The organism is Microcella humidisoli (assembly GCF_024362325.1).
Classification (GTDB): Bacteria; Actinomycetota; Actinomycetes; order Actinomycetales; family Microbacteriaceae; genus Microcella; species Microcella humidisoli.
In genome coordinates this window covers 790,908-812,749 of the sequence record NZ_CP101497.1, presented here as the reverse complement: position 1 = coordinate 812,749, position 21,842 = coordinate 790,908, and the positions used below count along the sequence as shown (strand labels likewise).

The 21,842-nt window shown below is 66.4% G+C and carries 22 protein-coding genes and 1 tRNA gene; 14 read left to right on the top strand and 9 right to left on the bottom strand.

Features of this window, described 5'->3' with window-relative positions:
* Positions 1-2: 2 nt before the first annotated feature.
* The 4 genes from NNL39_RS03845 to NNL39_RS03830 all read right to left on the bottom strand — a co-directional run bounded on the left by NNL39_RS03845 (position 3) and on the right by NNL39_RS03830 (position 3,138).
* A complete protein-coding gene (locus tag NNL39_RS03845) occupies positions 3-485 on the bottom strand; it encodes a type IV toxin-antitoxin system AbiEi family antitoxin domain-containing protein (RefSeq protein WP_255160379.1) in 483 nt (160 codons plus the stop codon).
* 199 nt (positions 486-684) lie between these two features.
* On the bottom strand, positions 685-1,104 hold the full coding sequence (locus NNL39_RS03840; protein ID WP_255160378.1) for a DUF1801 domain-containing protein: 420 nt from the start codon (positions 1,102-1,104) through the stop codon (positions 685-687).
* Positions 1,105-1,151: 47 nt separating this feature from the next.
* Positions 1,152-2,642 (bottom strand): cardiolipin synthase, encoded by a 1,491-nt coding sequence (cls, locus tag NNL39_RS03835; RefSeq protein WP_255160377.1) that lies wholly within the window; start codon positions 2,640-2,642, stop codon positions 1,152-1,154.
* 7 nt (positions 2,643-2,649) lie between these two features.
* Positions 2,650-3,138 carry a YajQ family cyclic di-GMP-binding protein gene (locus tag NNL39_RS03830; protein WP_255160376.1) on the bottom strand — a complete coding sequence of 163 codons (489 nt, stop codon included), beginning with the start codon at positions 3,136-3,138 and terminating at the stop codon, positions 2,650-2,652.
* 61 nt (positions 3,139-3,199) lie between these two features.
* Here NNL39_RS03830 and NNL39_RS03825 point away from each other — a divergent pair, with 61 nt between their 5' ends.
* The gene (locus tag NNL39_RS03825) at positions 3,200-3,979 is read left to right on the top strand and encodes a lytic transglycosylase domain-containing protein (RefSeq protein WP_255160375.1); all 780 of its coding nucleotides are present in this window, start codon (positions 3,200-3,202) and stop codon (positions 3,977-3,979) included.
* Here NNL39_RS03825 and NNL39_RS03820 read toward each other — a convergent pair.
* Complete coding sequence (locus tag NNL39_RS03820) at positions 3,924-4,961, bottom strand: LacI family DNA-binding transcriptional regulator (RefSeq protein ID WP_255160374.1); 1,038 nt, start codon at positions 4,959-4,961, stop codon at positions 3,924-3,926. The genes NNL39_RS03825 and NNL39_RS03820 overlap by 56 nt on opposite strands.
* Positions 4,962-5,119: 158 nt before the next feature.
* On the opposite strand from NNL39_RS03820, the gene NNL39_RS03815 reads away from it, so the two are divergent.
* From NNL39_RS03815 to NNL39_RS03775, 9 genes are all read left to right on the top strand, one after another.
* Positions 5,120-5,204 (top strand) — tRNA-Tyr (locus NNL39_RS03815).
* A complete protein-coding gene (locus NNL39_RS03810; RefSeq protein WP_255160373.1) occupies positions 5,204-6,058 on the top strand; it encodes an inositol monophosphatase family protein in 855 nt (284 codons plus the stop codon). The genes NNL39_RS03815 and NNL39_RS03810 overlap by 1 nt, the downstream gene beginning before the upstream one ends.
* Positions 6,059-6,373: 315 nt before the next feature.
* The gene (locus tag NNL39_RS03805) at positions 6,374-7,408 is read left to right on the top strand and encodes a M23 family metallopeptidase (RefSeq protein WP_255160372.1); all 1,035 of its coding nucleotides are present in this window, start codon (positions 6,374-6,376) and stop codon (positions 7,406-7,408) included.
* 156 nt (positions 7,409-7,564) lie between these two features.
* Entirely contained in the window at positions 7,565-8,791 is a 1,227-nt protein-coding gene (locus NNL39_RS03800) for a peptidoglycan DD-metalloendopeptidase family protein (RefSeq protein ID WP_255160371.1), read from the top strand.
* 65 nt (positions 8,792-8,856) lie between these two features.
* Positions 8,857-9,201: an ArsR/SmtB family transcription factor gene (locus NNL39_RS03795; RefSeq protein WP_255160370.1), complete on the top strand. Its 345-nt coding sequence runs from the start codon at positions 8,857-8,859 to the stop codon at positions 9,199-9,201.
* Positions 9,162-9,890: a cation transporter gene (locus NNL39_RS03790; protein WP_407665149.1), complete on the top strand. Its 729-nt coding sequence runs from the start codon at positions 9,162-9,164 to the stop codon at positions 9,888-9,890. Before NNL39_RS03795 ends, NNL39_RS03790 begins: the two co-directional genes overlap by 40 nt.
* A complete protein-coding gene (locus NNL39_RS03785) occupies positions 9,887-10,798 on the top strand; it encodes a cation diffusion facilitator family transporter (RefSeq protein WP_255160368.1) in 912 nt (303 codons plus the stop codon). The genes NNL39_RS03790 and NNL39_RS03785 overlap by 4 nt, the downstream gene beginning before the upstream one ends.
* Before the next feature lie 95 nt (positions 10,799-10,893).
* Entirely contained in the window at positions 10,894-11,982 is a 1,089-nt protein-coding gene (locus tag NNL39_RS03780; RefSeq protein WP_255160367.1) for a flavin-containing monooxygenase, read from the top strand.
* Positions 11,979-12,464: a hypothetical protein gene (locus NNL39_RS03775; RefSeq protein WP_255160366.1), complete on the top strand. Its 486-nt coding sequence runs from the start codon at positions 11,979-11,981 to the stop codon at positions 12,462-12,464. The genes NNL39_RS03780 and NNL39_RS03775 overlap by 4 nt, the downstream gene beginning before the upstream one ends.
* Here NNL39_RS03775 and NNL39_RS03770 read toward each other — a convergent pair.
* Genes NNL39_RS03770 through NNL39_RS03760 form a run of 3 tightly spaced genes read right to left on the bottom strand, consistent with a single transcriptional unit; the run spans position 12,433 to position 14,442 of the window.
* Entirely contained in the window at positions 12,433-12,738 is a 306-nt protein-coding gene (locus NNL39_RS03770) for a DUF6804 family protein (RefSeq protein WP_255160365.1), read from the bottom strand. The genes NNL39_RS03775 and NNL39_RS03770 overlap by 32 nt on opposite strands.
* 41 nt (positions 12,739-12,779) lie before the next feature.
* Positions 12,780-13,751, bottom strand: coding sequence for a cytochrome c oxidase assembly protein (locus NNL39_RS03765; RefSeq protein ID WP_255160364.1), 972 nt, complete (start codon positions 13,749-13,751; stop codon positions 12,780-12,782).
* A gap of 19 nt (positions 13,752-13,770) precedes the next feature.
* Positions 13,771-14,442: a DsbA family protein gene (locus NNL39_RS03760; RefSeq protein ID WP_255160363.1), complete on the bottom strand. Its 672-nt coding sequence runs from the start codon at positions 14,440-14,442 to the stop codon at positions 13,771-13,773.
* Positions 14,443-15,108: 666 nt separating this feature from the next.
* On the opposite strand from NNL39_RS03760, the gene NNL39_RS03755 reads away from it, so the two are divergent.
* The gene (locus NNL39_RS03755) at positions 15,109-15,723 is read left to right on the top strand and encodes a vitamin K epoxide reductase family protein (protein WP_255160362.1); all 615 of its coding nucleotides are present in this window, start codon (positions 15,109-15,111) and stop codon (positions 15,721-15,723) included.
* A 5-nt stretch (positions 15,724-15,728) separates the two neighbouring features.
* Positions 15,729-16,730, top strand: coding sequence for a bile acid:sodium symporter (locus NNL39_RS03750; protein ID WP_255160881.1), 1,002 nt, complete (start codon positions 15,729-15,731; stop codon positions 16,728-16,730).
* A gap of 168 nt (positions 16,731-16,898) precedes the next feature.
* On the opposite strand, the gene NNL39_RS03745 is transcribed toward NNL39_RS03750, so the two are convergent.
* Positions 16,899-18,605 carry a glycoside hydrolase family 13 protein gene (locus NNL39_RS03745; protein WP_255160361.1) on the bottom strand — a complete coding sequence of 569 codons (1,707 nt, stop codon included), beginning with the start codon at positions 18,603-18,605 and terminating at the stop codon, positions 16,899-16,901.
* 293 nt (positions 18,606-18,898) lie between these two features.
* On the opposite strand from NNL39_RS03745, the gene NNL39_RS03740 reads away from it, so the two are divergent.
* Positions 18,899-20,125, top strand: a complete 1,227-nt coding sequence (locus tag NNL39_RS03740; protein WP_255160360.1) for a sugar ABC transporter substrate-binding protein — start codon at positions 18,899-18,901, stop codon at positions 20,123-20,125.
* A gap of 105 nt (positions 20,126-20,230) precedes the next feature.
* Positions 20,231-21,841, top strand: coding sequence for an ABC transporter permease subunit (locus NNL39_RS03735; protein WP_255160359.1), 1,611 nt, complete (start codon positions 20,231-20,233; stop codon positions 21,839-21,841).
* Position 21,842 lies beyond the last annotated feature (1 nt).

The following is a 21,842-nucleotide window of genomic DNA, read 5'->3' as shown; positions in this document are numbered from 1 at the left end:
TCTCACTCGAGGCCGTCGAGCCATCGCGAGCGTGGTCGGCGCCATTGCTCGCTCTCGGGTAGTGCGTCGGGGGCGCATCGCGCTGCTTGCTGCAAGGCAGTCTCAGGGGCGACGCTCCAGCGGGTGCCTGACCGGTACGCCTCGTCGGACCAGTGGATAGTGGCTAGCGCTGCGTATCGCAACCGATGACCTCGCGCCGGCCGGCACACGTGCGGCGGCTCGTCCGCGACGACATCGGCATCGATGACATCGAGAAACCGCAGCGCGCTCACGCACGCTAGCGGCCCCCCGTGCGCCCACGCGTCTCTCACGGCCGCCGGCAGGCCACGTGCGCCGTACCATCCTCGGCACAACCGGTGAAGCGTGCCGAATTGCACGCCGAGCCGCACCTCGTCAGCGCTCCACCCGGCGTCGATCAGCTCGCTGCGCGACAGCACTCCGCCCTGCTGCGAGATGTATTCGTCGAACGAATGAAAGCCGCGCATGGTGGCGAGTATGGCGTTCCGTCGCGGATCTTCAACGTCGTCGCGGCGCCATGGTGCACCCAGCTGTTGCTGTCCTGCGCAGTGGAGGACGGGCCCTGCACCGCCATCCATCGCCCGACTTCCACAACTTCGGAGCGGGATGACACGCGCCATGTCGCCAACTTCCACTCCGAAGTTGTGGAAGGAAGCTGGGGTGGGGCTAGTGGGGGTCGACGGCGGTGTCGGCCGTGACGGTCCAGCCGAGGGCGATGAGCTCGCGCAGGGCATCGAGGTCGATCGCCGAGAGCCGGGTGACGTAGACGCAATCGACTCCGGTCGTGTGCGAGCCCAGGCGCTCGAGCACGGCGGCGGCATCGGGGTGGGTCTGCAGTCCGTAGAACGACAGCTTCGCCTTGCGGGGCGAGAACGCGGCGCGCGGCCAGATGCCCTCGTGCCCGCTCGCGTACTGGTAGGCGTAGGTGCCGAAGCCGATCATCGACGGCCCCCACATGACGGGCTCGGCCCCGGTCACGGCGCGGAAGATCGCGACGAGTTCGGCGCCCTCGGCGTTGCGCCGGGCATCCAGGGTCGCGAGGTACTCGTCGACGGGAACCTCGGTGGGCAGCGTCTTCTGCGTCATGCCAGCACCGTACCGCCTGGTGCCGCGCGGGGGCGAGGGGTCGGCGGCTACTGCACGGTCGCGGTGACGCGCGCCAGGTCGTCGAAGATGCGCATGTGGGCGGGTCGCCCCAGCCATTGCTCGAGGGTGAGCTCGCGCGAGTTGTCGCGGTACGACTGCTCGATCGCCCGCAGCTCGCGGATGATCGACTCGCCGCGCACCATGATCGAGACCTCGAGGTTGAGGCTGAACGACCGCATGTCCATGTTGCTCGAGCCGATGATGGCCACCTCGTCGTCGATCGTGAAGTGCTTGGCGTGCAGCACCGTCGGCGAGCGGTACAGCCAGATGCGCACGCCCGCGCGCAGCAGCTCTTCGTAGTACGAGCGCTGCGCGTGGAAGACGAGGGTCTGGTCGCCGACCTCCGAGACGAACAGCTGCACGTCGAGCCCGCTCTGCGCGGCCGTCGTGATCGCGTAGAGCATCGACTCGTCGGGAACGAAGTAGGGGGAGCAGATCTGGATCTGCTCTTGCGCGGCGTAGACGAGGGAGTTGAACAGCCGCAGGTTGTTCTCGCCCTCGAACGCCGGGCCGCTCGGCACGACCTGGGCGTCGAGCCCCTGCCCGGGGTCGATCTCGGGCGGGATGACGGTCTCGCGCAGCAGCAGCTCGTCGGTCTCGCTGTACCAGTCCGTCGCGAACAGGGCCTCGATGCCGGCCACGATCGGCCCCTCGAAGCGCACCATGACCTCCTTCCACGCGAGCCGCGAACCATCGCGTCGGGCTCGGCGCTTATAGCCGCGCTCGATGAGGTTCTGCGAGCCCGTGAAGCCCACGGCGCCGTCGACGATGAGGAACTTGCGGTGGTTGCGCAGATCCGGCCGCTGCCACTGGCCGCTGAACGGCTTGACCGGCAGCATCGGGTGGTGCTGAGCGCCGACGGCGTCGAGTCGGCGGCGCATCCGTCGATAGCCGCTCACCCGCAGCGAGGCCACGTGGTCGTACAGCACGCGCACCGTCACCCCGCGCTGCACCGCCTCGCCGAGCGCGGCGAAGAACGGCTCGGTCTCGTCGTCGACCGACATGATGTAGAACTCGACGTGCACGGTGCGCACCGCCGACCGCACCGCCTCGGTCATCGCGGCGATCGAGCCCGAGTAGTCGGTGAAGAGCCGCGCCGTGTTGCCGCCCACGAGCGGCATGGCGCCGAGGTTGCGGTTGAGCTCGACGATGGGCTCGAGCCAGGGCGGCCACGGAGCGTCCTTGCTCACGCGATCCATGCCCTCGGTCGTCTCGATGATGTAGCGGTTGATCTCCTCCTGCTGCTCGCGCCGCCGCTTCGGCAGCCGTCGCGAGCCGAGCATGAGGAAGAGCAGGAACCCGATGAGGGGCAAGATGTAGATGAGCAGCAGCCAGGCGAGCGCCGACTGCGGCCGCCGGTTGCGCGGCACGACGACGAGCGAGATCAGCGCGATGCTCACGATGAGCACGAGCACGAGCACCGTGGCGATCAGCACGATCCAGGCGCCGGCGCCGCTGATCGTGATGTCGTCGGTCATCGCATGCTCAGCGGAAGTTCACGAACTGCAGCGCGACGTCGAGATCTTTGTTCTTGAGGAGCGCCATCGTCGCCTGCAGGTCATCGCGGCTCTTCGACTGCACGCGCAGTTCGTCGCCCTGGATCTGGCTCTTGACGCTCTTGGGCCCCTCGTCGCGGATGATCTTCGCGATCTTCTTCGCGTCATCGCTCGAGATGCCGTTCTTGAGCCCCACCTCGATGCGGAACTCCTTGCCGCTCGGGTACGGATCGCTCGTGTCGAGGCTGCGGATGCCGATGCCGCGCTTGATCATCTTCGACTCGAGTACCTCGAGCACGGCCTTGACGCGCTCTTCGGCGCTCGCCTTCAGCAGCAGCTTCTCGCCGCTCCACTCGATCGATGCCCCGACGCCTTTGAAGTCGTAGCGCTGCGCCACTTCCTTCTGCGCCTGGTTGACGGCGTTCTCCGCCTCCATCTTGTCGACCTTGCTCACGATGTCGAATGAGGAATCAGCCATGCGGCCATGCTAGCGATGCCGGGCTCAGCGGGGGCCGAGCAGGCTCTGCTTTGCTGGGCGCATGACCGCCCGCACGTTCGCGCTCGCCCTCGTGCTGGGCGCTGCCGTGCTCGCCGGGCTCATCGCGCTGCTGCTGGTGCCCCGGCCGATCACGTCGACGGGGGATGCCGCACCGAGCCCCGAGGCGACTCCGGCTCCGCGCTGGGTCGCCCCCGCCGCCCTGCCGCCGTCGTCGTCGGCGCCGAGCCGCGCGGGGGTCGCGGGCCGGGTCGATGCCGACTGGGTGACCGCCGTCGCAGCGGAGTCGGGAATCCCCGTGCGGGTGCTCGCCGCCTACGCGGGCACCGCGATCGCCAAGCACGGTGAGCGCCCCGAGTGCGAGCTCGGCTGGAACACGCTCGCCGGCATCGGCTGGGTCGAGTCGCGCCACGGCACCTACCGCGGAGCATCCACTGCCGACGATGGAACCGTCAGCCCCCCGATCATCGGCATCGCGCTCGACGGCGGGTCGACCGCCCGCATCGACGACACCGACGACGGCGCGATCGACGGCGATGCCGCATTCGACCGCGCCGTCGGGCCGATGCAGTTCATCCCCGGCAGCTGGGCGAACTGGGCGGTCGACGGCGGGGGAGACGGTGTGGCCGACCCGCACAACATCGACGACGCGGCGCTCGCCGCGGCCAACTACCTGTGCCGCGCGGTGCCGACGTTCGGCGACGAAGACTCGTGGCGTGCCGGCATCGCGTCGTACAACTCCGACCCGGCCTACCTCGATGCGGTCGCTACCGCCGCCCAGCGCTACGCCGAAGCGGCCGAGCGGTCGACGACCTCACGATGAGGTCGAACGGCAGCGGGGTGTTCTCGTCGTCGAGGTGCGCACCGCCGCTCGGCTGCAGCTCTTCCATGAGCAGCTCGACGGCGCGCTCGCCCTGCAGCCCCGGATGCTGCGCGACCGTCGAGAGCCCGAAGAAGCCCGCGAGCTCGTGGTCGTCGATGCCGATCACCGAGAGCTCGCCCGGCACATCGAGACCCATGTCGCGCGCGGCGAGGAGGGCGCCGATCGCCATCTCGTCGCTCGCCGCGACGATGGCGGTCGGGCGCAGACGCGGGTTGCCGAGCATCTGCTTGGCCGCGGTGTAGCCGCTCTCCATCGTGAACACGGCGGGGAAGTAGAGCTCGCGCTCGGGAATGAGCCCCGCTTCGCGCAACGCCGCCTCGTAGCCGAGCCGCCGGTTGGTCGGCAGGTGGAAGGCGAGCTCGCGGTCGACGTCGCCGCCGATGTGGCCGATGCGCGTGTGGCCGAGCGAGAGCAGGTGCTCGGTGGCGAGCTTCGTCACCGCGACATCGTCGATGCTGAGGGTGCGCACGCCGCTGAGCGGCCCGCCGACACCGACGAGCGGCTTGCCGAGCGCGTGCAGCGAGGTGATCTCGTCGACCGTGAGCTCGAGGCTCACGGCGATCACGGCATCCACCCGCTGCCGCAGCAGGTAGTCCTGAAAGACCTTCTCCCGCTCCCGGTCGTCGCCCGAGAGGTTGTAGAGCGTGAGGTCGTAGCCGTACTGCATCAGGCGGCGCTGCGCCCCCTCGATGACCGAGGTGTAGAACCAGCGGTTGAGGAAGGGCACGACGACGCCGATGTTGCGGTTGCGCCCGGTCGCGAGGCTCGAGGCGCTCGACGAGACGACATAGCCGAGCGCGGCAGCGGCGGCCTCCACGCGCTCGCGCGTCGCCGGCGCGACGTGGCCCCGACCGCTGAGCGCGCGCGAGACGGTCGCGGTGGAGACGCCCGCCTGACGGGCGACGTCGTCGATGCCGACCATGCGGTGCGTCCTCAGCTCTCTGCCTCGTTCGTCAGGATAACCGGTGCCGCCCGCACCCCCGCCCGCCGCTCCTCGATGCATGGTCGCCGACGCCGCGCGGCTCTTGTATTCTTGTCGAGCGCCTTCGGTCGGTGACCACATCGGTCGAGCGCGCACACGGCGAGTTACCCAAGCGGCCAAAGGGATCTGACTGTAAATCAGACTGCTCAGCATTCGGGGGTTCGAATCCCTCACTCGCCACCATGACCTCCTCATCCGCCGCCTCCGCGCCCACTTCCGAGCTGCTGTCGGTCGCCCGCGCGGTCGCCCTCGAGGCCGGCGCCCTCGTGCTCGAGGCCCGTCGCGGCGCCGTCGAGGTGGCGGCAGCGAAGTCCTCGTCGGTGGATGTCGTGACGCAGGTCGACCGCGACGCCGAGTCCCTCATCCGCGGCCGCCTCGCCGAGCTGCGCCCCGGTGACGCCTTCTTCGGCGAAGAGTCGGGGGGTGGATCCGGCACGACCGGCCTCACCTGGGTCGTCGACCCGATCGACGGCACCGTCAACTTCCTGTACGGCATCCCGCACTACGCCGTGAGCATCGCCGTGGTCGAGGGCGACGCGGACCCGCAGTCGTGGCGGGCGCTCGCGGGCGTCGTCGTCAACCCGGCCACCGGCGAGCTGTTCAGCGCGGCGGCGGGGGCGGGTGCGCACCTCGGCGACCGGGCGATCCGGGTGGCCGAGCCGGTCGCGCTCGAGCAGGCGCTCGTCGCCACGGGCTTCGCGTACCTCGCCGAGACGCGCGCGGAGCAGGGCGAGGCGGTCGCCCGGCTGCTGCCGCGGGTGCGCGACATCCGGCGCATGGGCACGGCGTCGCTCGACCTGTGCGCGGTCGCCTGCGGGCGCGTCAACGCCTACTTCGAGCGCACGCTCAACCCCTGGGACCACGCGGCCGGTGCGCTCATCGCCGCCGAGGCGGGGGCCTCGATCACAGGCCTGCCGGGCGCTCGCGCCGACCACCGGTTCCTCCTCGCCGCGCACCCCGAGGTCGCCGCGATGCTCGGCGAAGTGCTCGCCGAGGTGGGCGCGCGGCCGTCGACGGCGCCCGGTCCCGCGGCCTGACCCGGGCCTCGGCGGCAGCACCGAATCGGGCTCACGGACTTTCGCTCGCCGCGCCCAGCGGTTAGGCTTTACCAATCCGTGATAATCCACCGCCGTCGGTGGTGCGCGGATGCCCGGCCCGCGGCTCGTTCCGAGCCCGTGCCGAGCGGCTCCCTCCGGGGGCCATGACCGAACTGAACCCGACTTCTGAGGCTGACTGAGACTGTGATCGACGAGTTCCCGTGGCGCGCGGGAGGTTCCGAACCGGAACCGACGGCCGCCGACCGAGACCCTTTCCGGTCTCTGGGCCTCGGATTCACTGAGGAATCCCCGACGATGGAGGCTTCGGCTCCCGCCGCCCCCTCCTCGGCTCTCCTTCCCGTCGCCCCGTCGCCCACCGAGCTCGTCGCGATCAGCCCGACGTCGACCGAGATCGTGCCGAGCCGCCGCGCGCTGCGTGAGGCCGAGCGCGGCGATGCCGGATCACGGCGCACCCGACGGAGCGCGCCTGCGGGGGAGTCAGCCCCGCGCGCCGCGCGACCGCCCCGTCGCTCGAGCGCCGCTGTCGCCCCGGCCCCGATGGCGACTGCTGCCGTCGCGCCCACCGCGCCGACGCGACCCGCCGCCCCGCGCGTGCCCCTGGCTCGGCGCATCGCGAAGAAGACCTTCCCGCCCGTGGTCATGCTCGCCGCAGCCGCGCTGCTCGTCGGCACCTCGGTGCCCGCCAACGCGCTGTTCGATCCCGAAGCGCCGCCCGCATCCCTCGCGATGTCGTCGGTGTCGCTCGAGTTGGCCGACGCGCCGGCCCCCGAGGGCCAGGTCATCGAGGCCGAGGCCGCGGGCGATCTCGCCGCCACGGCCGCGACGCGCGACGACTGGTCGGTCACCTCCTACGCCGAGCTGCTGCGCCTCAAGTACGGCAACCGCTCGTTCTCGTACAGCACCTCGGGAACGGGCGCTGTGCGCTGGCCGTTCCCCTACGCCGTGCCGATCTCGTCGGGCTTCGGCGAGCGCGTCGCGCCGTGCCGCTGGTGCTCGAGCTACCACCAGGGCCTCGATTTCAACCCCGGCGCCGGCACCCCGATCTACGCGATCGCCGATGGCGTCGTCATCCAGTCGGAGTACAGCGGCGGCTTCGGCCAGCACGCCATCATCGAGCACGTCATCAACGGTCAGCGCGTCACGAGCACGTACGCCCACATGACCGGCGGCAGCTCGCCGCTCGTGCCGGGCCAGCAGGTGCTCGTCGGCGACTTCGTCGGCACGGTCGGCAACACCGGTGTGTCGACCGGAGCCCATCTGCACCTCGAGATCAAGATCGACGACGTCGCCATCGATCCGTTCGAGTGGTTCCGCGCGAACGCGAGCTAACAGGGGCTACTGGAGACGACTCTCGGCCCGGCGTGTAAATTGCCGAGGTTAGCCGAAACGTGTGGTCTAGTGGGACATGTGATTCCTGCGCGCATGAAGCCATCTGCGCAAGACGATTCTCGCTATTCTGGGGGCGCGCGGCAGGCGTTTGATGTCGTGACGGCACGGGATGCCGCCGACCGTCCGCGGCGCCGTCGCGCGAGCGCGTTCATCGCTGCAATCGCGGCGGTGGCCCTGCTCGTGAGCGGTTCGATCGCCGTCACCGAGCGCCCCGCGTACGCCGTCGACTACCCGAGCTGGGACGACGTGCTCGACGCCCGCCGCGACGTGGCGCGGGCGCAGGCGAAGATCAAAGAGATTCGCGCGGCGATCGCCGCGATCACCGCCGAGGTCGAACGCACGCAGGCCATCGCCCAGGAGAAGGGCGACATCTACTACGAGGCGCAGCTCGCCTTCGACGAGGCCGCGTTCACGGCCGACCAGCTGCAGGCCCAGGCCGACGAGGCACAGGCCCGCGCCGACGAGTCGCGCTCGCGCGCCGGCCAGTTCGTGGCCGAGCTCGCGCGCTCGGGCGGCGGCGACCTCTCGGCCTCGCTCTTCACCAACCCCGGCAACGCCGACGAGCTGCTCTCGCGCTTGGGCTTCGCCAGCAAGATCACCGAGCAGGCCGAGGGCATCTACGCCGCGGCGCTGCAAGACCAGAACGCCGCGCAGTCGCTCACCGACCAGGCCAACGTCGCCAAAGAGATCCGCGACGAGTTGCGGCTCGAGGCGCAGGCCGCCTTCGAAGCGGCGCAGGTCGCGGCCGAAGCGGCGCAGAACGCCCTCATCGCGCAGCAGGAGAACCAGGCGCGGCTCGAGGCCCAGCTCGACGTGCTCATCAAGAACCGCGCGGCGACCGAGAAGGACTACCGCGCTGGCATCGCCGCGCAGTACGGCTCGGGTTCGAGCCTCGGGGCCGGGCAGATCAAGAACGGCTGGGCGGTGCCGACCAACGGCTACATCAGCTCGGGCTACGGCTATCGCGTGCACCCCATCAGCGGGGCGGTGCGCTTTCACGCCGGCGTCGACATCGCGAACGCGGCCGGCACGCCCATCTACGCGGCCGCGAGCGGAGTCGTCGAGTATGCGGGGTGGAGTGGTGGTTTTGGCAATTATATTCGCATCAACCACGGCAACGGATTGACCACAGGGTACCCGCACCTTCAGAACGGCGGAATTCTGGTGCGTTTGGGGCAAGAGATCGTCGTTGGGCAGAACATTGGGCGGATGGGCACGACGGGATACTCGACGGGTAACCATTTGCACTTCGAGGTGCGGCAGAACGGGGTCGCTACGAACCCGGTTACGTATCTGCGCAATAAAGGACTCACGATTGGGTAGCCGGCACAGACAGTGATTCGGGCATCGTCGGCTGTTTTGTACAGTTCTTGGTGTACTATCAAACCATGACCACTGCGGCCCCTGTTCGCCTCGACGCAATTCGGCGAATCGGTAAGGCCCTGGCTGATCCAACGAGAGCGGCCATGTTGCTCTTGCTTCTTGATCGTTCACGCTACCCGGCCGACCTCGCAGACGAGCTCGGCATAACGAAGCAGAACGCTTCTAACCACCTCGCCTGTCTTCGGGATTGCGGGATTGTCGTCGCCGAGCCTTCCGGTCGACGAGTTCTCTATGAGATTTCGGATGCACGGTTGCGTCACGCGCTCCAGGATCTCGTCGGTGTCGTGCTCGCTGTCGATCCGGTCGACGCATGCGACGTGAGCGAGAACGATCTGGAGGCACGCTCGTGACAGCCTTGGTGGGAGCAAGACCGGAGGCGAGTCGCACCGCTCTGCTGCGCCGACGAGTGAAGATCATCGTTGCCGTCACCATTGGGTACAACGTGATCGAAGGCATCATCGCCCTCATTGCCGGCAGTGCCGCGGACTCGGCTGCGCTCATCGGTTTCGGGCTCGACTCTGGCGTGGAGGTGCTTTCGGCGACTGCCGTTGCTTGGCAGTTCACGCGTCGCGACCCGGAGCGATATGAGAAGCCGGTGCTTCGCGTGATTGCGTTCGCCTTTTTCGCTCTCGCCGCCTATACGATCGTGGGCTCCACCCTCTCGTTGACCGGGGTGACGACTCCCGAATCCAGCACCGTCGGCATCGTGCTTGCTGCCGTCAGCGTCGTCGTCATGCCCTTCCTCTCGGTTCTTGAACGACGCACCGGTCGAGAACTCGGCTCCGCCACTGTGGTGGCTGACTCCAAGCAGACCCTCATCTGCTCGTTGCTCTCGGCGGCGGTCTTGCTCGGCCTCGTCGCGAACGCCGCATTCGGATGGACCTGGGCCGATGCGCTTGCCGCCCTGGTGATCGGAGCCTTCGCCATTCGAGAAGGCATCGAAGCGTGGAACGGTGACACCTGCGCTACCGCGATCGGCGAACTCATGGAAGGCTCCAGCACCCACGAGCACGACCACGATGAGGAAAGCCACTCGTGAGCGCCGACGGGCACACTCATGCCGGCGGCACGATTAATCATCTGCGCCTGGCGATCGCTTTTGGCCTTACCGCCAGCGTTCTCGTCGCTGAAGTGATTGGGGCGATCATCACCGGGTCGCTTGCTCTGCTCGTGGATGCGGCCCACATGCTGACCGATGCGGGTGGGCTGCTCGTTGCGTTGTTTGCGGCCAAGCTCATGGAACGACCCGCAACATCACGCCGCACCTGGGGTCTTCGTCGTGCGGAGGTGCTCGCTGCCACCGTGCAGGCAGCCGTGCTGCTGGGCGTGGGCGTCTTCGTGGTCATCGAAGCTGTACAGCGATTCAGTCAACCGGCAGAGATTGCCAGCGTCGAGCTCCTCGTCTTCGGCATCGTCGGCCTCCTGGCCAACATCATCGCGATCGTGGTCCTGTCGGGCGGTCGCGGTGACAACCTCAACATGCGGGCCGCGTTCCTCGAAGTGCTCAACGATGCACTCGGGTCGGTGGCTGTCATCGTCGCTGCCGTCGTCATCATGACGACGGGGTTCCAGCAGGCCGACTCGATCGCTGCGCTGCTGGTGGGGGTGCTCATCATTCCGCGCACGTTGCGCCTGCTCCGGGACGCCGTCGATGTGCTGCTCGAGTCAGTACCGCGCGGCATCGACCTCGCCGATGTGCGACAGCACCTGCTGGATGAGGATCATGTTGTCGACGTTCATGACTTGCACATCACGCAGATTGCTACTGGGCTGCCCGTACTGACTGCCCACGTTGTCGTGGAGGCAGGTTGCTTCCACGACGGCCACGCACCCGAAATCACTCAAGCGCTGCAGCGCTGTGTCGCAGAGCACTTCCCGGTCGCGATCGACCATGCAACATTCCAGCTCGAACCAGCAGGAGCGGTCCAGGCGCACGACATGCACTGACAAACCCGATATCGCGTACCCGTAACCTCTGTTTATCCGTGGGCGCGGAATTCAACTCATCTACTTCTCTAGAACTGCGAGTAAAAATAACGCTAATGATTCACGATCACGAAGTTGTCATTATCGGGGGAGGTCAGGCAGGGCTCGCCGCCGGCCGTCACGCCCAGTCGCAGGGACTGCACTACATCATTCTGGAAGCGAGCAACGCTGTCGGGAGTGCCTGGCGTGAAAGGTATGACAGCCTGACTCTCTTCACCCCACGATCGTTTAGTGGCCTTCCTGACCTTCGGTTGTCCGGCGACCAGGATGGGTACCCGACCAGGGACGAAGTCGTCGACTATCTGCAGCATTACGTCCAAAGCTTCGACCTCAATGTCGTACTTGATCAGCCAGTGCGCAAGGTCACGAAAGATGGCGAACAGTTCACCGTCGCGACGCAGTCGGCAACCTACACCGCACCGGCCGTCGTGGTTGCCACCGGCCCTTTCCAGACGCCTCGAGTACCGGCATGGGCTTCACCTACCGACGGCGTACGGCAGCTGCATAGCTCGGCCTACCGAAACCCTGCTCAGATCCAGGGGAAGAGAGTACTGGTCGTGGGTGGTGGAAACTCCGGAGCTCAGATTGCTGAGGAGCTGGCCGCTGAGTACGAGGTCGATATGGCCGTCAATGCACCAATGCGGTTCATGCCCGCGAAGATGCTCGGCCAGAGCTTGTTCTGGTGGCTCGACGCACTGGGCGCCCTCAACGCCCCCTCTGACAGTTTCAAAGCCACGATGCTTCGACGACGGGGAGACCCAGTCATCGGCACATCCCTCAGGCGCCTCCTTCAGCGCGGTGCCGTCAAGCTGAAACCTGCGGCGATGTCCATGACAGATGGAACGGTGTTCTTCGCTGACAAGACGAGTGGAAGGTACGACACGATCATCTACTGCACCGGCTATACCGCTGAATACGGATGGATGCAGATCCCGGACGCTCTCGATCAGAACGGCATGCCCTCACACAAGGGTGGACAGTCCAAAACCGTCAGCGGGCTGTACTTCCTCGGCTTGGGATGGCTTCGTTCACGAAACTCTGCCCTCCTCGGTGGCGTCGGCACCGATGCCAAGATCATCATCGATCGGATCGCCGGCAGCGCAAAGACCGCCGCCGCGCGCGACACTTCGGAGGCACGCAGATGAAGGTCCACGTCTCCACCTTCCTCAACGCGAGTCCCACCACGGTGTGGAGCACGGTCAAGCGCAAAGAGTTGCTTCATTACGTCATCGCACCGATGGGCAAGTTCTCGCCCCGCGATGGGATAACCCGAGGCCCCTGGATTCCCGGAACGGCGTATGACGGCCGAAGCTTCATGTTCTCGATCATCCCGGTGGGGACCAGGACAATCCTCATCGAGAGCGTCGATGACCGCTCGATGACGATTCAGTCACGCGAGCATGGTGAGATCGGGTTGAAGAAGTGGGACCACCTGATCGCGGTCAAGCCGGAGGGCGACGGGTCGCGCTACTCCGACACGATTGAGATCGACGCTGGTGTATTCACGCTTCTGTATTGGTGTTACGCGGAGATGTTCTATCGGCATCGTCAGCGCAAGTGGCGGAAGCTCGTCAAGAACAACTTCCGCGATCTGCTCACTGCCGATCGTCGTCCGACACGCGAATGACAAGACCAGCGACGATGAACCCAGCGGCAGCCACGTACTGCAGGGGCAACCAGACCGCATCCGTCAGTGCAAGGGGAATCACCGGGTTCCACACCACAGCGATCACGGCCGGAAGCGGAAACCACCACCACTGGCGCGACTGAACCGCAAACCATCCGACGATGAGCGCGAGCACGGCGATCACGAAACTGACGGCGAAAAAGAACTCATGGCCGATGGCGAAGACGCCAGCTATAGCTACGATTGCGCCCAGTAGACCGGGAGCCAGGGCCATGCGGCGAAGGGCCCCAGGCTCATTCGCGCGCGACGACTGTGTCATCCGGGTCCACCGGCAGGACGGGAATCCGAGCCACCGCGGCTGCGCAGACGCGCCAGGTATTCGTTGTAGGCGTCAAGGTCGACATCTCCGTGCCGGTCTGCGCGAGCATCCGCCGCTGCCGCCTTGTCGGTGTCGTCTCGGAACCATCGATGGAGGATGTACAACAGGATGAGAACCGTTGGGCCTTCACCGTATGACCACGCCAGGCCACCTGCCACGCCTTGATCGACGAGAGGGTCAATGCCGAGTGAGGGCGGTGGACTCGCAAAAGCATCCGTGACGAGCGTGGGGCTCACCATGAGAAAAACACCGAAAAACGCGTGCAAAGCGACTTCAGCGGCGAGATCGAGAGCGCGTGCAGGGTACGACATCCGAATCGGCAGGGGATCATCGCTGAGAATCGGGAGAGTGAACACGATGCCCGCCACAAGGAACCCCACTTCGAGTGACACATGTCCGGCCGGCAGGGCCAGAATCGGGTCGACAAGCTCGCCGAGGTAGAGCCCATAGAACAACAGAAGAAAAACAGCGACGCTTAACACCGGATGCATCGCCCACCGGGCTGGCCTGCTTCGGAGAACAGAGAGGAAAGACACGAGCACGACTTTGCCCGCGCCTCGGTGCGGCAAACTGCGCAGCAGCAGGCGCCCGGGCGAGCCGAGCACGAGAAGCGGTGGCACGAGCATCATCAATGTCAGCTGCTCGAACATGAACACCGACAGCATCACCTGGCTGTAGTCCTCAAGCCCTGAACCCGTCGTTGCCGCGATCACCGCACATCCGAGAACGAAAGATACCGTGCGTGCGACCGACCACCGTCGGCCGCGAACCCACATCGAGATCGCACCGATGATGTACACCACGGAAGCGGTCAACGCTGCGATTGGCAGAGCGAACGATGACGTCGTTGACAGCCCCAGGAACTCGTCGAGCCCGGGCGGTGCCAGCGGAGTCGTCACGAGCATCATCAGAGTCGTCGCCTGATCGTCATCGCTGGAGCTCTGCCTCGATTGCCGCTCGCAAGTCATCAAAGGATGTGAGTTGCACGGGCCGATCGTTGAGGAAGAACGTCGGGGTCGACTGCACTCCGAGCGAAACGCCGTCTTCGAAGTCTGCCTTTACCCGCTCCAGTGTCTCGGGTGCAGCCACGTCCACGTCGTACTGAGTCAGGTCGAGTCCAAGCTCGTCGGCGTACTGGCGAAAGAGATCCGCCTTCGACTCTTGCGATTCGCCCCACTCGGTCTGCGTCTCGTACATACGGGCGAACATCTCTTCGAGTTTGCCCTGTTGCGCGGCCGCTTCGACGGCGAGCGCTGCGGTTGTCGAGTTGACGTGGCCCGGTAGAGGGAAGTAGCGGAAGGCGAAGGTCACTTCGCCTGCGAACTCCTCGCGAAGTTCTTCGACGACGGGATAGAAGGCGCCGCATGCCTCGCATTCGAAGTCGAGGAACTCGACGAGGGTCACCGCGCCTTCGCCGGCGTCATCGAGAATGTGGGTGTCGGGTTGGAGGACAGATTCACTCGGTGTGACCTCGTCGGTGCCGGGCGCCGCGGCGGGAGAGGGCGCTTGCACGATGGCGACGATGATGAAGGCGATGACGCCGACGATCATGAGGCTGGTCAGAATCAGGGAGATCTTGACGTTGGTGCTGGTGCTCACAGAAGAACCTTTCAGAGTATGGAGAGCGCACGAAAGAGAGGCGCCGACGTGAACGGCGCGAGAGGAGGGTGCCGCTGGCGTCGCGCGATGCGCTAAGGCGGGCGGCCCGGTGGCTCTTAAGTGCGGCTGACGCAGAGAGCTAGTCGATCAGGCCCATCACTCAGCATGCGAATGTGTGCGGGAGGCAGAGGGATTGCTTGATCCTGGCTGCGTCGTTTCGGTGAGCCCGCAGTCGGTCCAGCTCGGAAGAAGGGGACAATCAACACGAACAGGGCCACGATCGAACACGTCAGAAGCACCAAATCAGCGGTGGACCGCTCAATACCCTTGCCGGCGTCGCCGACCGTCAGCATCGACGACTCGGTTGTCACGTCACTCGCGTTTCGGACATCAACGGCCGTTAGAGAGCTGTCGTTGCCCGGTGTGCTGACGATTTCGATGTGGTCGGCTGTCATAGCTCCGACAACGACCACTATTCCTGCGACAAGAACAAGAAGAAGGCGACGAACCACGACAAGCGCGTCGAGCGCTGCACGGCGCTCTCCGACCATCGCTCTCACCCCTCGATCGTACCCGTCTACCTTCGAATCGCCTGTTGAGACACCAACCTTAGACTGGCAGCGAGAGGTGAGGTGGCGAGTGGTCGCGATACGAGACCCATCGATCGTGGAAGTTCAGGCTGATGCTCGTGTCAAGATCGATGTGCGCACCTGGATTCCGTTGTCGATCTTGTTGATCAGCGGTGGAGCCATCGGATGGCTAGCGTCGACCGCGTTGTTGATCGAGAGGTTTCGTTCTTTGCAGTACCCGCAAGAGTCTCTTGCGTGTGACATCAGTCCCTTTGTTTCGTGCGGCGCTCTCTTCGACCGTTGGCAGGCGTCACTCCTCGGATTTCCTAACCCTGTGATCGGGGTGGCCGGTTTCGTCGCCCCGATCGTCGTCGGCCTCGCGTTGCTGTCTGGCGCCAGATTCGCGCCATGGTTCTGGCGAACTGTCGTGCTGGGGCTGTTCGGTGCGTGGGCCTTCGTCACGTGGCTGTTCGTGCAGAGCGCATTCGTCATCGGAGTGCTGTGTCCTTATTGCTTGGTGGTGTGGGCGGCGACGATTCCCTTGTGGTGGACCACCGTTGTTTTCACGATGGCCCACGGGCAGTGGCGCGGGGCCGCCACGCGCACGCTTGGCCTCGCTCTCAAGCCGTTTGTGGTGGCCATCATCGTCGCGAACTACGCCCTCATTGTCGTCACGATCGTCGTACGGTTCCCCTACGTTTTCGTGGTGTGACCACCATGTCGATACGCCGCGTGATCTCTTGGTGGGACTCACATCAGGTCGCGCTCTACCTGTTGGCGATCGCTGTCGGGGCCATTATCGGACTTGTCACGCCGGGCGTGGCGCCAGTCCTCGAGAATGCGACAAACCCGGTGCTTGCTCTTCTTCTCTTCGCGACATTCCTTGGCGTGCCGGTCATCGAGCTCGGTGGGGCCTTCCGTGACTGGAAGTTCCTGAGCACCGTGGTGGTCGTCAACTTTGTCGTCGTTCCGATCGTTGTGTTTGGGCTGTCTCGGTTTGTCGAAGATGACCAGGGGCTGTTCTTCGGACTTCTCCTCGTCCTGCTCACGCCCTGCGTCGACTACGTCATCGTCTTCACTGGTTTAGCGCGGGGATCGAAAGCTCGGTTGTTGGCAGCCACGCCATTGTTGATGCTCCTGCAGATCTTGTTATTGCCGCTGTATCTGTTGCTGATCGCCGGCCCAGACCTCACCGGGCTGGTCGAGATCGAGCCGTTCGTCGAGGCGTTCCTCATTCTCATCGTCATCCCGCTTGTCGGAGCGGCCATCGTGCAAGCAGTCGCTCGTCGATATGAGATCGGTCGCCGAATCGAAGCGGTGATGGCGGCGGCGATGGTGCCGCTCATGATGGTGACCCTTGCGGTGATCATCGCATCTCAGATCGCCGCAGTCGGTAGCGAGGCGCTGATGCTTCTGAAGTTGCTGCCTCTGTACGCCGCCTTCGCGATCGTCATGCTCCTCGTGGGCGTCGGTGCGGGTCGGGTCGCAAAGCTTGACTCTCCGGGCACGAGCTCCGTGATCTTCAGTGGCGTGACCCGAAACTCACTTGTCGTACTCCCGCTGGCCCTCGCACTCCCTGAAGAACTGGCTATCGTTCCGCTGGCGGTCGTCACCCAGACGCTCGTGGAGATTGTCGTGATGGTGCTGCTCGTGCGGTTGGTGCCAGCACTGCTTCGTGGTTCTCGATCCGACGCACTCAGTGGCAAGACTGCTCACTAGATCCCGCTCATCTTCTTCTCTTACGGGTTGCAGAGGCATGACCTGTCCCGGGATCCGTGAATCATTCGTTGCGGACGAACGCCCGTGGACAGCAAGCGTGATGGCGGGTGTTTCTGGCCGTTGGGTGCGCGCGACACCTCGCGTGCAGGCGAGTGACGCCGACCGCATTCAGCTCGCGGCGATCCAGACCGTGGTGTCGCTCGGCACGGCGCCGTCGGTCAACGGCCCGCTCGCGAGCAGCAGTTCGCCCGCGGGCAGCGGCACCGGATGCGCGCCCACGTTGGCGATGACGATCACGGTGCCGTTCCGCAGCGCCACGACGTCATCGGCGAAGCCCTCGAGCCACTGCACCGATCCGGTGCCGAGGCCGTGCTCGGCCCGCAGCGCGAGCGCCGCACGATAGAGCTCGAGCGTCGACGCAGGATCCCCCTGCTGCACGTCGCGGGCGAACCGGGCGAAGCGGTCGGGCTGGGGCAACCAGCTCTCGCCCGAGGCGCTAAAGCCGAACGCCGGCCCGGCGGTCTCCCACGGGATCGGCACTCGGCATCCATCGCGCCCGTAGACCTCGCCGTTGGTGCGGTAGAAGGTCGGGTCTTCGCGCACGTGGTCGTCGAGCTCGATGACCTCGGGAAGGCCGAGCTCTTCGCCCTGATAGAGGTAGGCGCTCCCGGGCAGGCTCAGCATGAGCGCCGTCGCGGCGCGGCCGCGCTGCAGCCCGAGCACGTCGTCGGGCTTATCGGCCGACTTCGGCCCGATGCCGCTCGCGGGCGCAGCACCGTAGGTGCCGAGACCGTAGCGGCTCGTGTGGCGCACGACGTCGTGGTTCGAGAGCACCCAGGTGCTCGGCGCCCCCACCGCCGTGAAGGCGGCGATCGACTCGTCGATCACCGAGCGCAGGCGCTCGGCCTCCCACGGCGTGCCGAGATAGCTGAAGTTGAAGGCCTGGTGCATCTCGTCGGGTCGCACCCAGAGCGCGGCCTTCGCGAGGGGCTCGACCCACGCCTCGGCGCACAGCACGCGGTCGCCCTCGTACTCGGCGAGCACCTGGTGCCAGTCGCGGTACACCTCGTGCACTTCGGGCTGCGCCCAGTAGGGAACCTCGTCGGGGGCGGAGATCGCATCGGCGAGGCCGCCGGCCTCGGCCACCTGCACGATGTCGGGCAGCCCCTCCTTCTTCATGAGGCCGTGCGCCACGTCGACGCGGAAGCCGTCGACGCCGCGGTCGAGCCAGAAGCGCAGGATCTGGCGGAACTGCTCCCACACCCAGGGGTTCTTCCAGTTGAAGTCGGGCTGCGAGGTGTCGAAGATGTGCAGGTACCAGGGCCCGGGGGTGCCGTCGGCCTCGGTGATGCGTGTCCAGGCGTTGCCGCCGAAGATCGACTGCCAGTTGTTCGGCGGCAGCTCGCCGTGCTCACCCTTGCCCTCGCGGAACATGAAGCGGTCGCGCTCCGGCGAGCCCGGGCCAGCGGCGAGCGCCTCCTGGAACCACGGGTGGTCGCTCGAGCAGTGGTTCGGCACGAGGTCGACGATGACGCGCAGGCCCAGCTCGTGGGCGCGGTCGCGCAGCGCGTCGAAGTCGGCGAGCGAGCCGAAGATCGGGTCGACATCGCAGTAGTCGCTCACGTCGTAGCCGGCGTCGCGCTGCGGCGAGCGGAAGAAGGGCGAGAGCCACACGGCGTCGATACCGAGCTCGCGCAGGGCGGGAAGGCGCCCGGTGATGCCGGCGAGATCGCCGATGCCGTCGCCGCTCGCGTCGGCGAACGAGCGGGGGTAGATCTGGTAGATGACGGCAGAGCGCCACCACTCGGCGCCGGGCTCGGCCGCGACGCTGTGGTCGACGGCGCGCGCCGACGGCGTAGTCGTGTTGTGAGGCATCCCGCCACTGTATGACACCGCGGCGGGTCGTGGGAACGGTTCCATGATTCGGCCGCAGTTTTTCGCTGTTTTCCCGGCATCCGCACCGCTTCTGCGCGTTGCGGCATCGGTTTCGGCTCATTGCTTGTGGAAGCGCTTGCAGAATGCGCGACGGTGTGGCCTAATGGAAGCGCTTGCACTCGCGAGCACACCAAGAGAACGGCCTCTTCGACTGCCGGGTTCGCCGCACTGCCGTGCGGGCATCCCGTGGCGGGTCGGCCGGAGGCCGTCCGCACACGAAAGGGTGAACACCGATGAAGGTGACATCACGCAGCCTGATGATGACGGGAGCGATGGCCGCCGCGACGGCGATCGTCCTCGCCGGATGCTCTGCCGCCGAGCCCGAGGCTCCGCAGTTCGAGGGATCGCTGACCGTCTGGGTCGACGCTGACCGCGCCGGCGTGCTCGAAGACATCGCCACGCAGTTCGAAGAGGAGCGCGGCGTGACCGTCGAGCTCGTCACGAAGGAGTTCTGCGCGATCCGCGACGACTTCATCACGCAGGCGCCCACCGGCAACGGCCCCGACATCATCGTCGGCGCGCACGACTGGCTCGGCAAGCTCGTGCAGAACGGCGTCGTCGCGCCGCTCGAGCTCGGCGACAAGGCCGCCGAGTTCCAGGAGGTCGCGGTGACCGCCATGAGCTACGAGGGCCAGAACTACGGCCTGCCGTACTCGGTCGAGAACATCGCTATGCTGCGCAACGTCGACCTCGTCTCCGAGGTTCCCGCCACGTTCGACGACCTCATCGCCGCGGGCGAGGCCTCGGGCGCCGAGTACCCCTTCCTCGTGGGCCTCGACCCCAACGCCGCCGACCCGTACCACCTGTACCCGCTGCAGGCCTCGTTCGGCGCCCCCGTCTTCGAGATCACGGCCGACGGCACCTACGACCCGACCGCGCTCGCGCTCGGCAATGAGGGCGGCGAGGCCTTCGCCGTCAAGCTCGCCGAGTGGGGTGCCGCGGGCATCCTCAACACGAACATCTCGGGCGACATCGCCCGCGAGGAGTTCGTGGCCGGCAAGTCGCCGTTCTTCCTGACCGGCCCGTGGAACCTCCCGGCCATCCAGGAGGCGGGCATCAACTACTCGATCGACCCGATCCCCTCGGCCGGTGGCGAGACCGCGTCGCCGTTCGTGGGCGTGCAGGGCTTCTTCATCAGCGCTCGCAGCGAGAACACCCTCGCGGCCAACGAGTTCCTCGTGAACTACATCGGCACCGAGGCCGTTCAGACCGCGCTCTACGAGGTCGGCGGCCGCGCTCCCGCGCTGCTCACGGCGTTCGAAGCCGCGAAGTCGAACGCCGACGTCGCCGCGTTCGGCGAGGTCGGTGCCGAGGGCAACCCCATGCCCAACGTTCCCGCGATGGACGTCGTGTGGTCGGACTGGGGCTCGACCGAGGTCGCGATCATCAACGGCCAGGGCGACCCGGTCGAGCTGTGGCGCGCCATGGTGGCCAGCATCCAGTCGAAGATCGACGGCTAACCGCCGCTCGTCCCTCCCACCGGTGCCGGGACCTATCGACGCGCGCAGCGCCTCGATAGGCTCCCGGCACCGCCACGGTGCCGCGACAACGACGTTCGGAGAACCATGAGCATCCCCCCCTCGGTGACGGCCGCCGCTGCTCCGCCGCCCGCCCCCGCCGGCACCCTGCGCGCATCCCGCCGCCCCTCGAGCCTGCGCGGCACCCTCATCACGATCGGTGTGCTGAGCGTCATCGATGCGATCGCCGTCTTCGGCCTCTTCATGCTCTTCCTGCAGGAGTCGTGGATCCCCTTCGGCGTCGTGCTCGCCGTCACCGTGATCGTCAACTGGATCTATCTGCGTCCCGGCTGGCTGCCGGCCAAGTACCTCACGCCGGGGCTCCTGTTTCTCGCCGTGTTCCAGATCTTCGTCGTCGTCTACAGCGGCTACATCGCCTTCACGAACTACGGCGACGGCCGCAACGGCACCAAGGACGACGCGATCGAGACGATCCTGCTGACCGCCCAGCAGCGCGTCCCCGACTCGCCCGCCTACCGCCTCACCGTGCTCGACCAGTTCGGCGAGTACTTCTTCCTCGTCACCGACCCCGAGGGCGAGGTGCTGCTCGGCTCGGCTGACCAGCCGCTCGCGCCCGTGTCGGGCTTCGGCACCGACTCGACGGGCCGCGCCGACTCGCTGCCCGGCTTCACGACCCTGACCTTCGGAGACCTGCTCGGCAACCAGGCGGCCATCACCGAGCTCGCGGTGCCGCTCAGCGATGACCCCAATGACGGCGCCCTGCGCACGCCCGACGGCAGCAACGCCTACCTCTATCTGTCGACGCTCTCGTACGACGCGGCGACCGACACCTTCACCGACACGACGGGCACGGTCTTCCGCGACGGTGGCGACGGCGCCTTCGTGAGCGACGCCGGGCGCGAGCTCATTCCGGGCTGGACGATCACGGTCGGCTTCGACAACTTCGTCACGGCCTTCACGACCGACAACATCCGCGGACCGCTCATCAGCGTGACGATCTGGACCTTCGCCTTCGCGATCCTGTCGGTGGCCACGACCTTCGCTCTCGGGCTCTTCCTCGCGATCGTCTTCAACAAGCCCACCATGCGGGGGAAGAAGGTCTACCGGCTCATCATGATCCTGCCGTACGCCTTCCCCGGCTTCCTCTCGGGGCTCGTCTGGCTCGGTCTCTTCAACCAGGACTTCGGCTACATCAACCAGGTGCTCTTCGGCGGCGCGAGCATCCCCTGGCTCACCGACCCCTGGCTCGCCAAGTTCAGCGTGCTGTTCGTCAACCTCTGGCTCGGCTTCCCGTACATGTTCCTCATCTGCACGGGGGCGCTGCAGTCGATCCCCGAAGAGCTCACCGAGGCGGCGACCGTCGATGGGGCGAAGCCCTGGGCGGTGTTCCGGCTCATCAAGTTCCCGCTGCTGCTCGTCTCGGTCGCCCCGCTGCTGATCTCGTCGTTCGCCTTCAACTTCAACAACTTCAACATCATCTACATGCTCACGGGCGGCGGGCCGCGCGATGTCACCGCGGGGGTGGATGCGGGCGCCACCGACATCCTCATCACGCTCGTCTACAAGGTGGCCTTCGGTGAGGGCACGGGGCGCGACTACGGCCTCGCGAGCGCCTTCGCCATCCTCATCTTCTTCATCGTCGCGACGGTCTCGATCATCAGCTTCCGTCAGACCAAGGTTCTCGAGGAGCTGAACTGAC

Excerpts from the sequence above, each read along its gene's own strand:
- NNL39_RS03845 (WP_255160379.1), bottom strand. The coding sequence starts at position 485 with ATGCGCGGCTTTCATTCGTTCGACGAATACATCTCGCAGCAGGGCGGA.
- NNL39_RS03830 (WP_255160376.1), bottom strand. The coding sequence starts at position 3,138 with ATGGCTGATTCCTCATTCGACATCGTGAGCAAGGTCGACAAGATGGAG.
- NNL39_RS03740 (WP_255160360.1), top strand. The coding sequence starts at position 18,899 with ATGAAGGTGACATCACGCAGCCTGATGATGACGGGAGCGATGGCCGCC.
- NNL39_RS03770 (WP_255160365.1), bottom strand. The coding sequence starts at position 12,738 with ATGGCCCTGGCTCCCGGTCTACTGGGCGCAATCGTAGCTATAGCTGGC.
- cls (WP_255160377.1), bottom strand. The coding sequence starts at position 2,642 with ATGACCGACGACATCACGATCAGCGGCGCCGGCGCCTGGATCGTGCTG.
- NNL39_RS03790 (WP_407665149.1), top strand. The coding sequence starts at position 9,162 with ATGCGACGTGAGCGAGAACGATCTGGAGGCACGCTCGTGACAGCCTTG.
- NNL39_RS03840 (WP_255160378.1), bottom strand. The coding sequence starts at position 1,104 with ATGACGCAGAAGACGCTGCCCACCGAGGTTCCCGTCGACGAGTACCTC.
- NNL39_RS03750 (WP_255160881.1), top strand. The coding sequence starts at position 15,729 with ATGTCGATACGCCGCGTGATCTCTTGGTGGGACTCACATCAGGTCGCG.
- NNL39_RS03735 (WP_255160359.1), top strand. The coding sequence starts at position 20,231 with ATGAGCATCCCCCCCTCGGTGACGGCCGCCGCTGCTCCGCCGCCCGCC.
- NNL39_RS03775 (WP_255160366.1), top strand. The coding sequence starts at position 11,979 with ATGAAGGTCCACGTCTCCACCTTCCTCAACGCGAGTCCCACCACGGTG.
- NNL39_RS03780 (WP_255160367.1), top strand. The coding sequence starts at position 10,894 with ATGATTCACGATCACGAAGTTGTCATTATCGGGGGAGGTCAGGCAGGG.
- NNL39_RS03795 (WP_255160370.1), top strand. The coding sequence starts at position 8,857 with ATGACCACTGCGGCCCCTGTTCGCCTCGACGCAATTCGGCGAATCGGT.
- NNL39_RS03765 (WP_255160364.1), bottom strand. The coding sequence starts at position 13,751 with ATGATGCTCGTGACGACTCCGCTGGCACCGCCCGGGCTCGACGAGTTC.
- NNL39_RS03805 (WP_255160372.1), top strand. The coding sequence starts at position 6,374 with ATGGAGGCTTCGGCTCCCGCCGCCCCCTCCTCGGCTCTCCTTCCCGTC.
- NNL39_RS03810 (WP_255160373.1), top strand. The coding sequence starts at position 5,204 with ATGACCTCCTCATCCGCCGCCTCCGCGCCCACTTCCGAGCTGCTGTCG.
- NNL39_RS03820 (WP_255160374.1), bottom strand. The coding sequence starts at position 4,961 with ATGGTCGGCATCGACGACGTCGCCCGTCAGGCGGGCGTCTCCACCGCG.
- NNL39_RS03825 (WP_255160375.1), top strand. The coding sequence starts at position 3,200 with ATGACCGCCCGCACGTTCGCGCTCGCCCTCGTGCTGGGCGCTGCCGTG.
- NNL39_RS03745 (WP_255160361.1), bottom strand. The coding sequence starts at position 18,605 with ATGCCTCACAACACGACTACGCCGTCGGCGCGCGCCGTCGACCACAGC.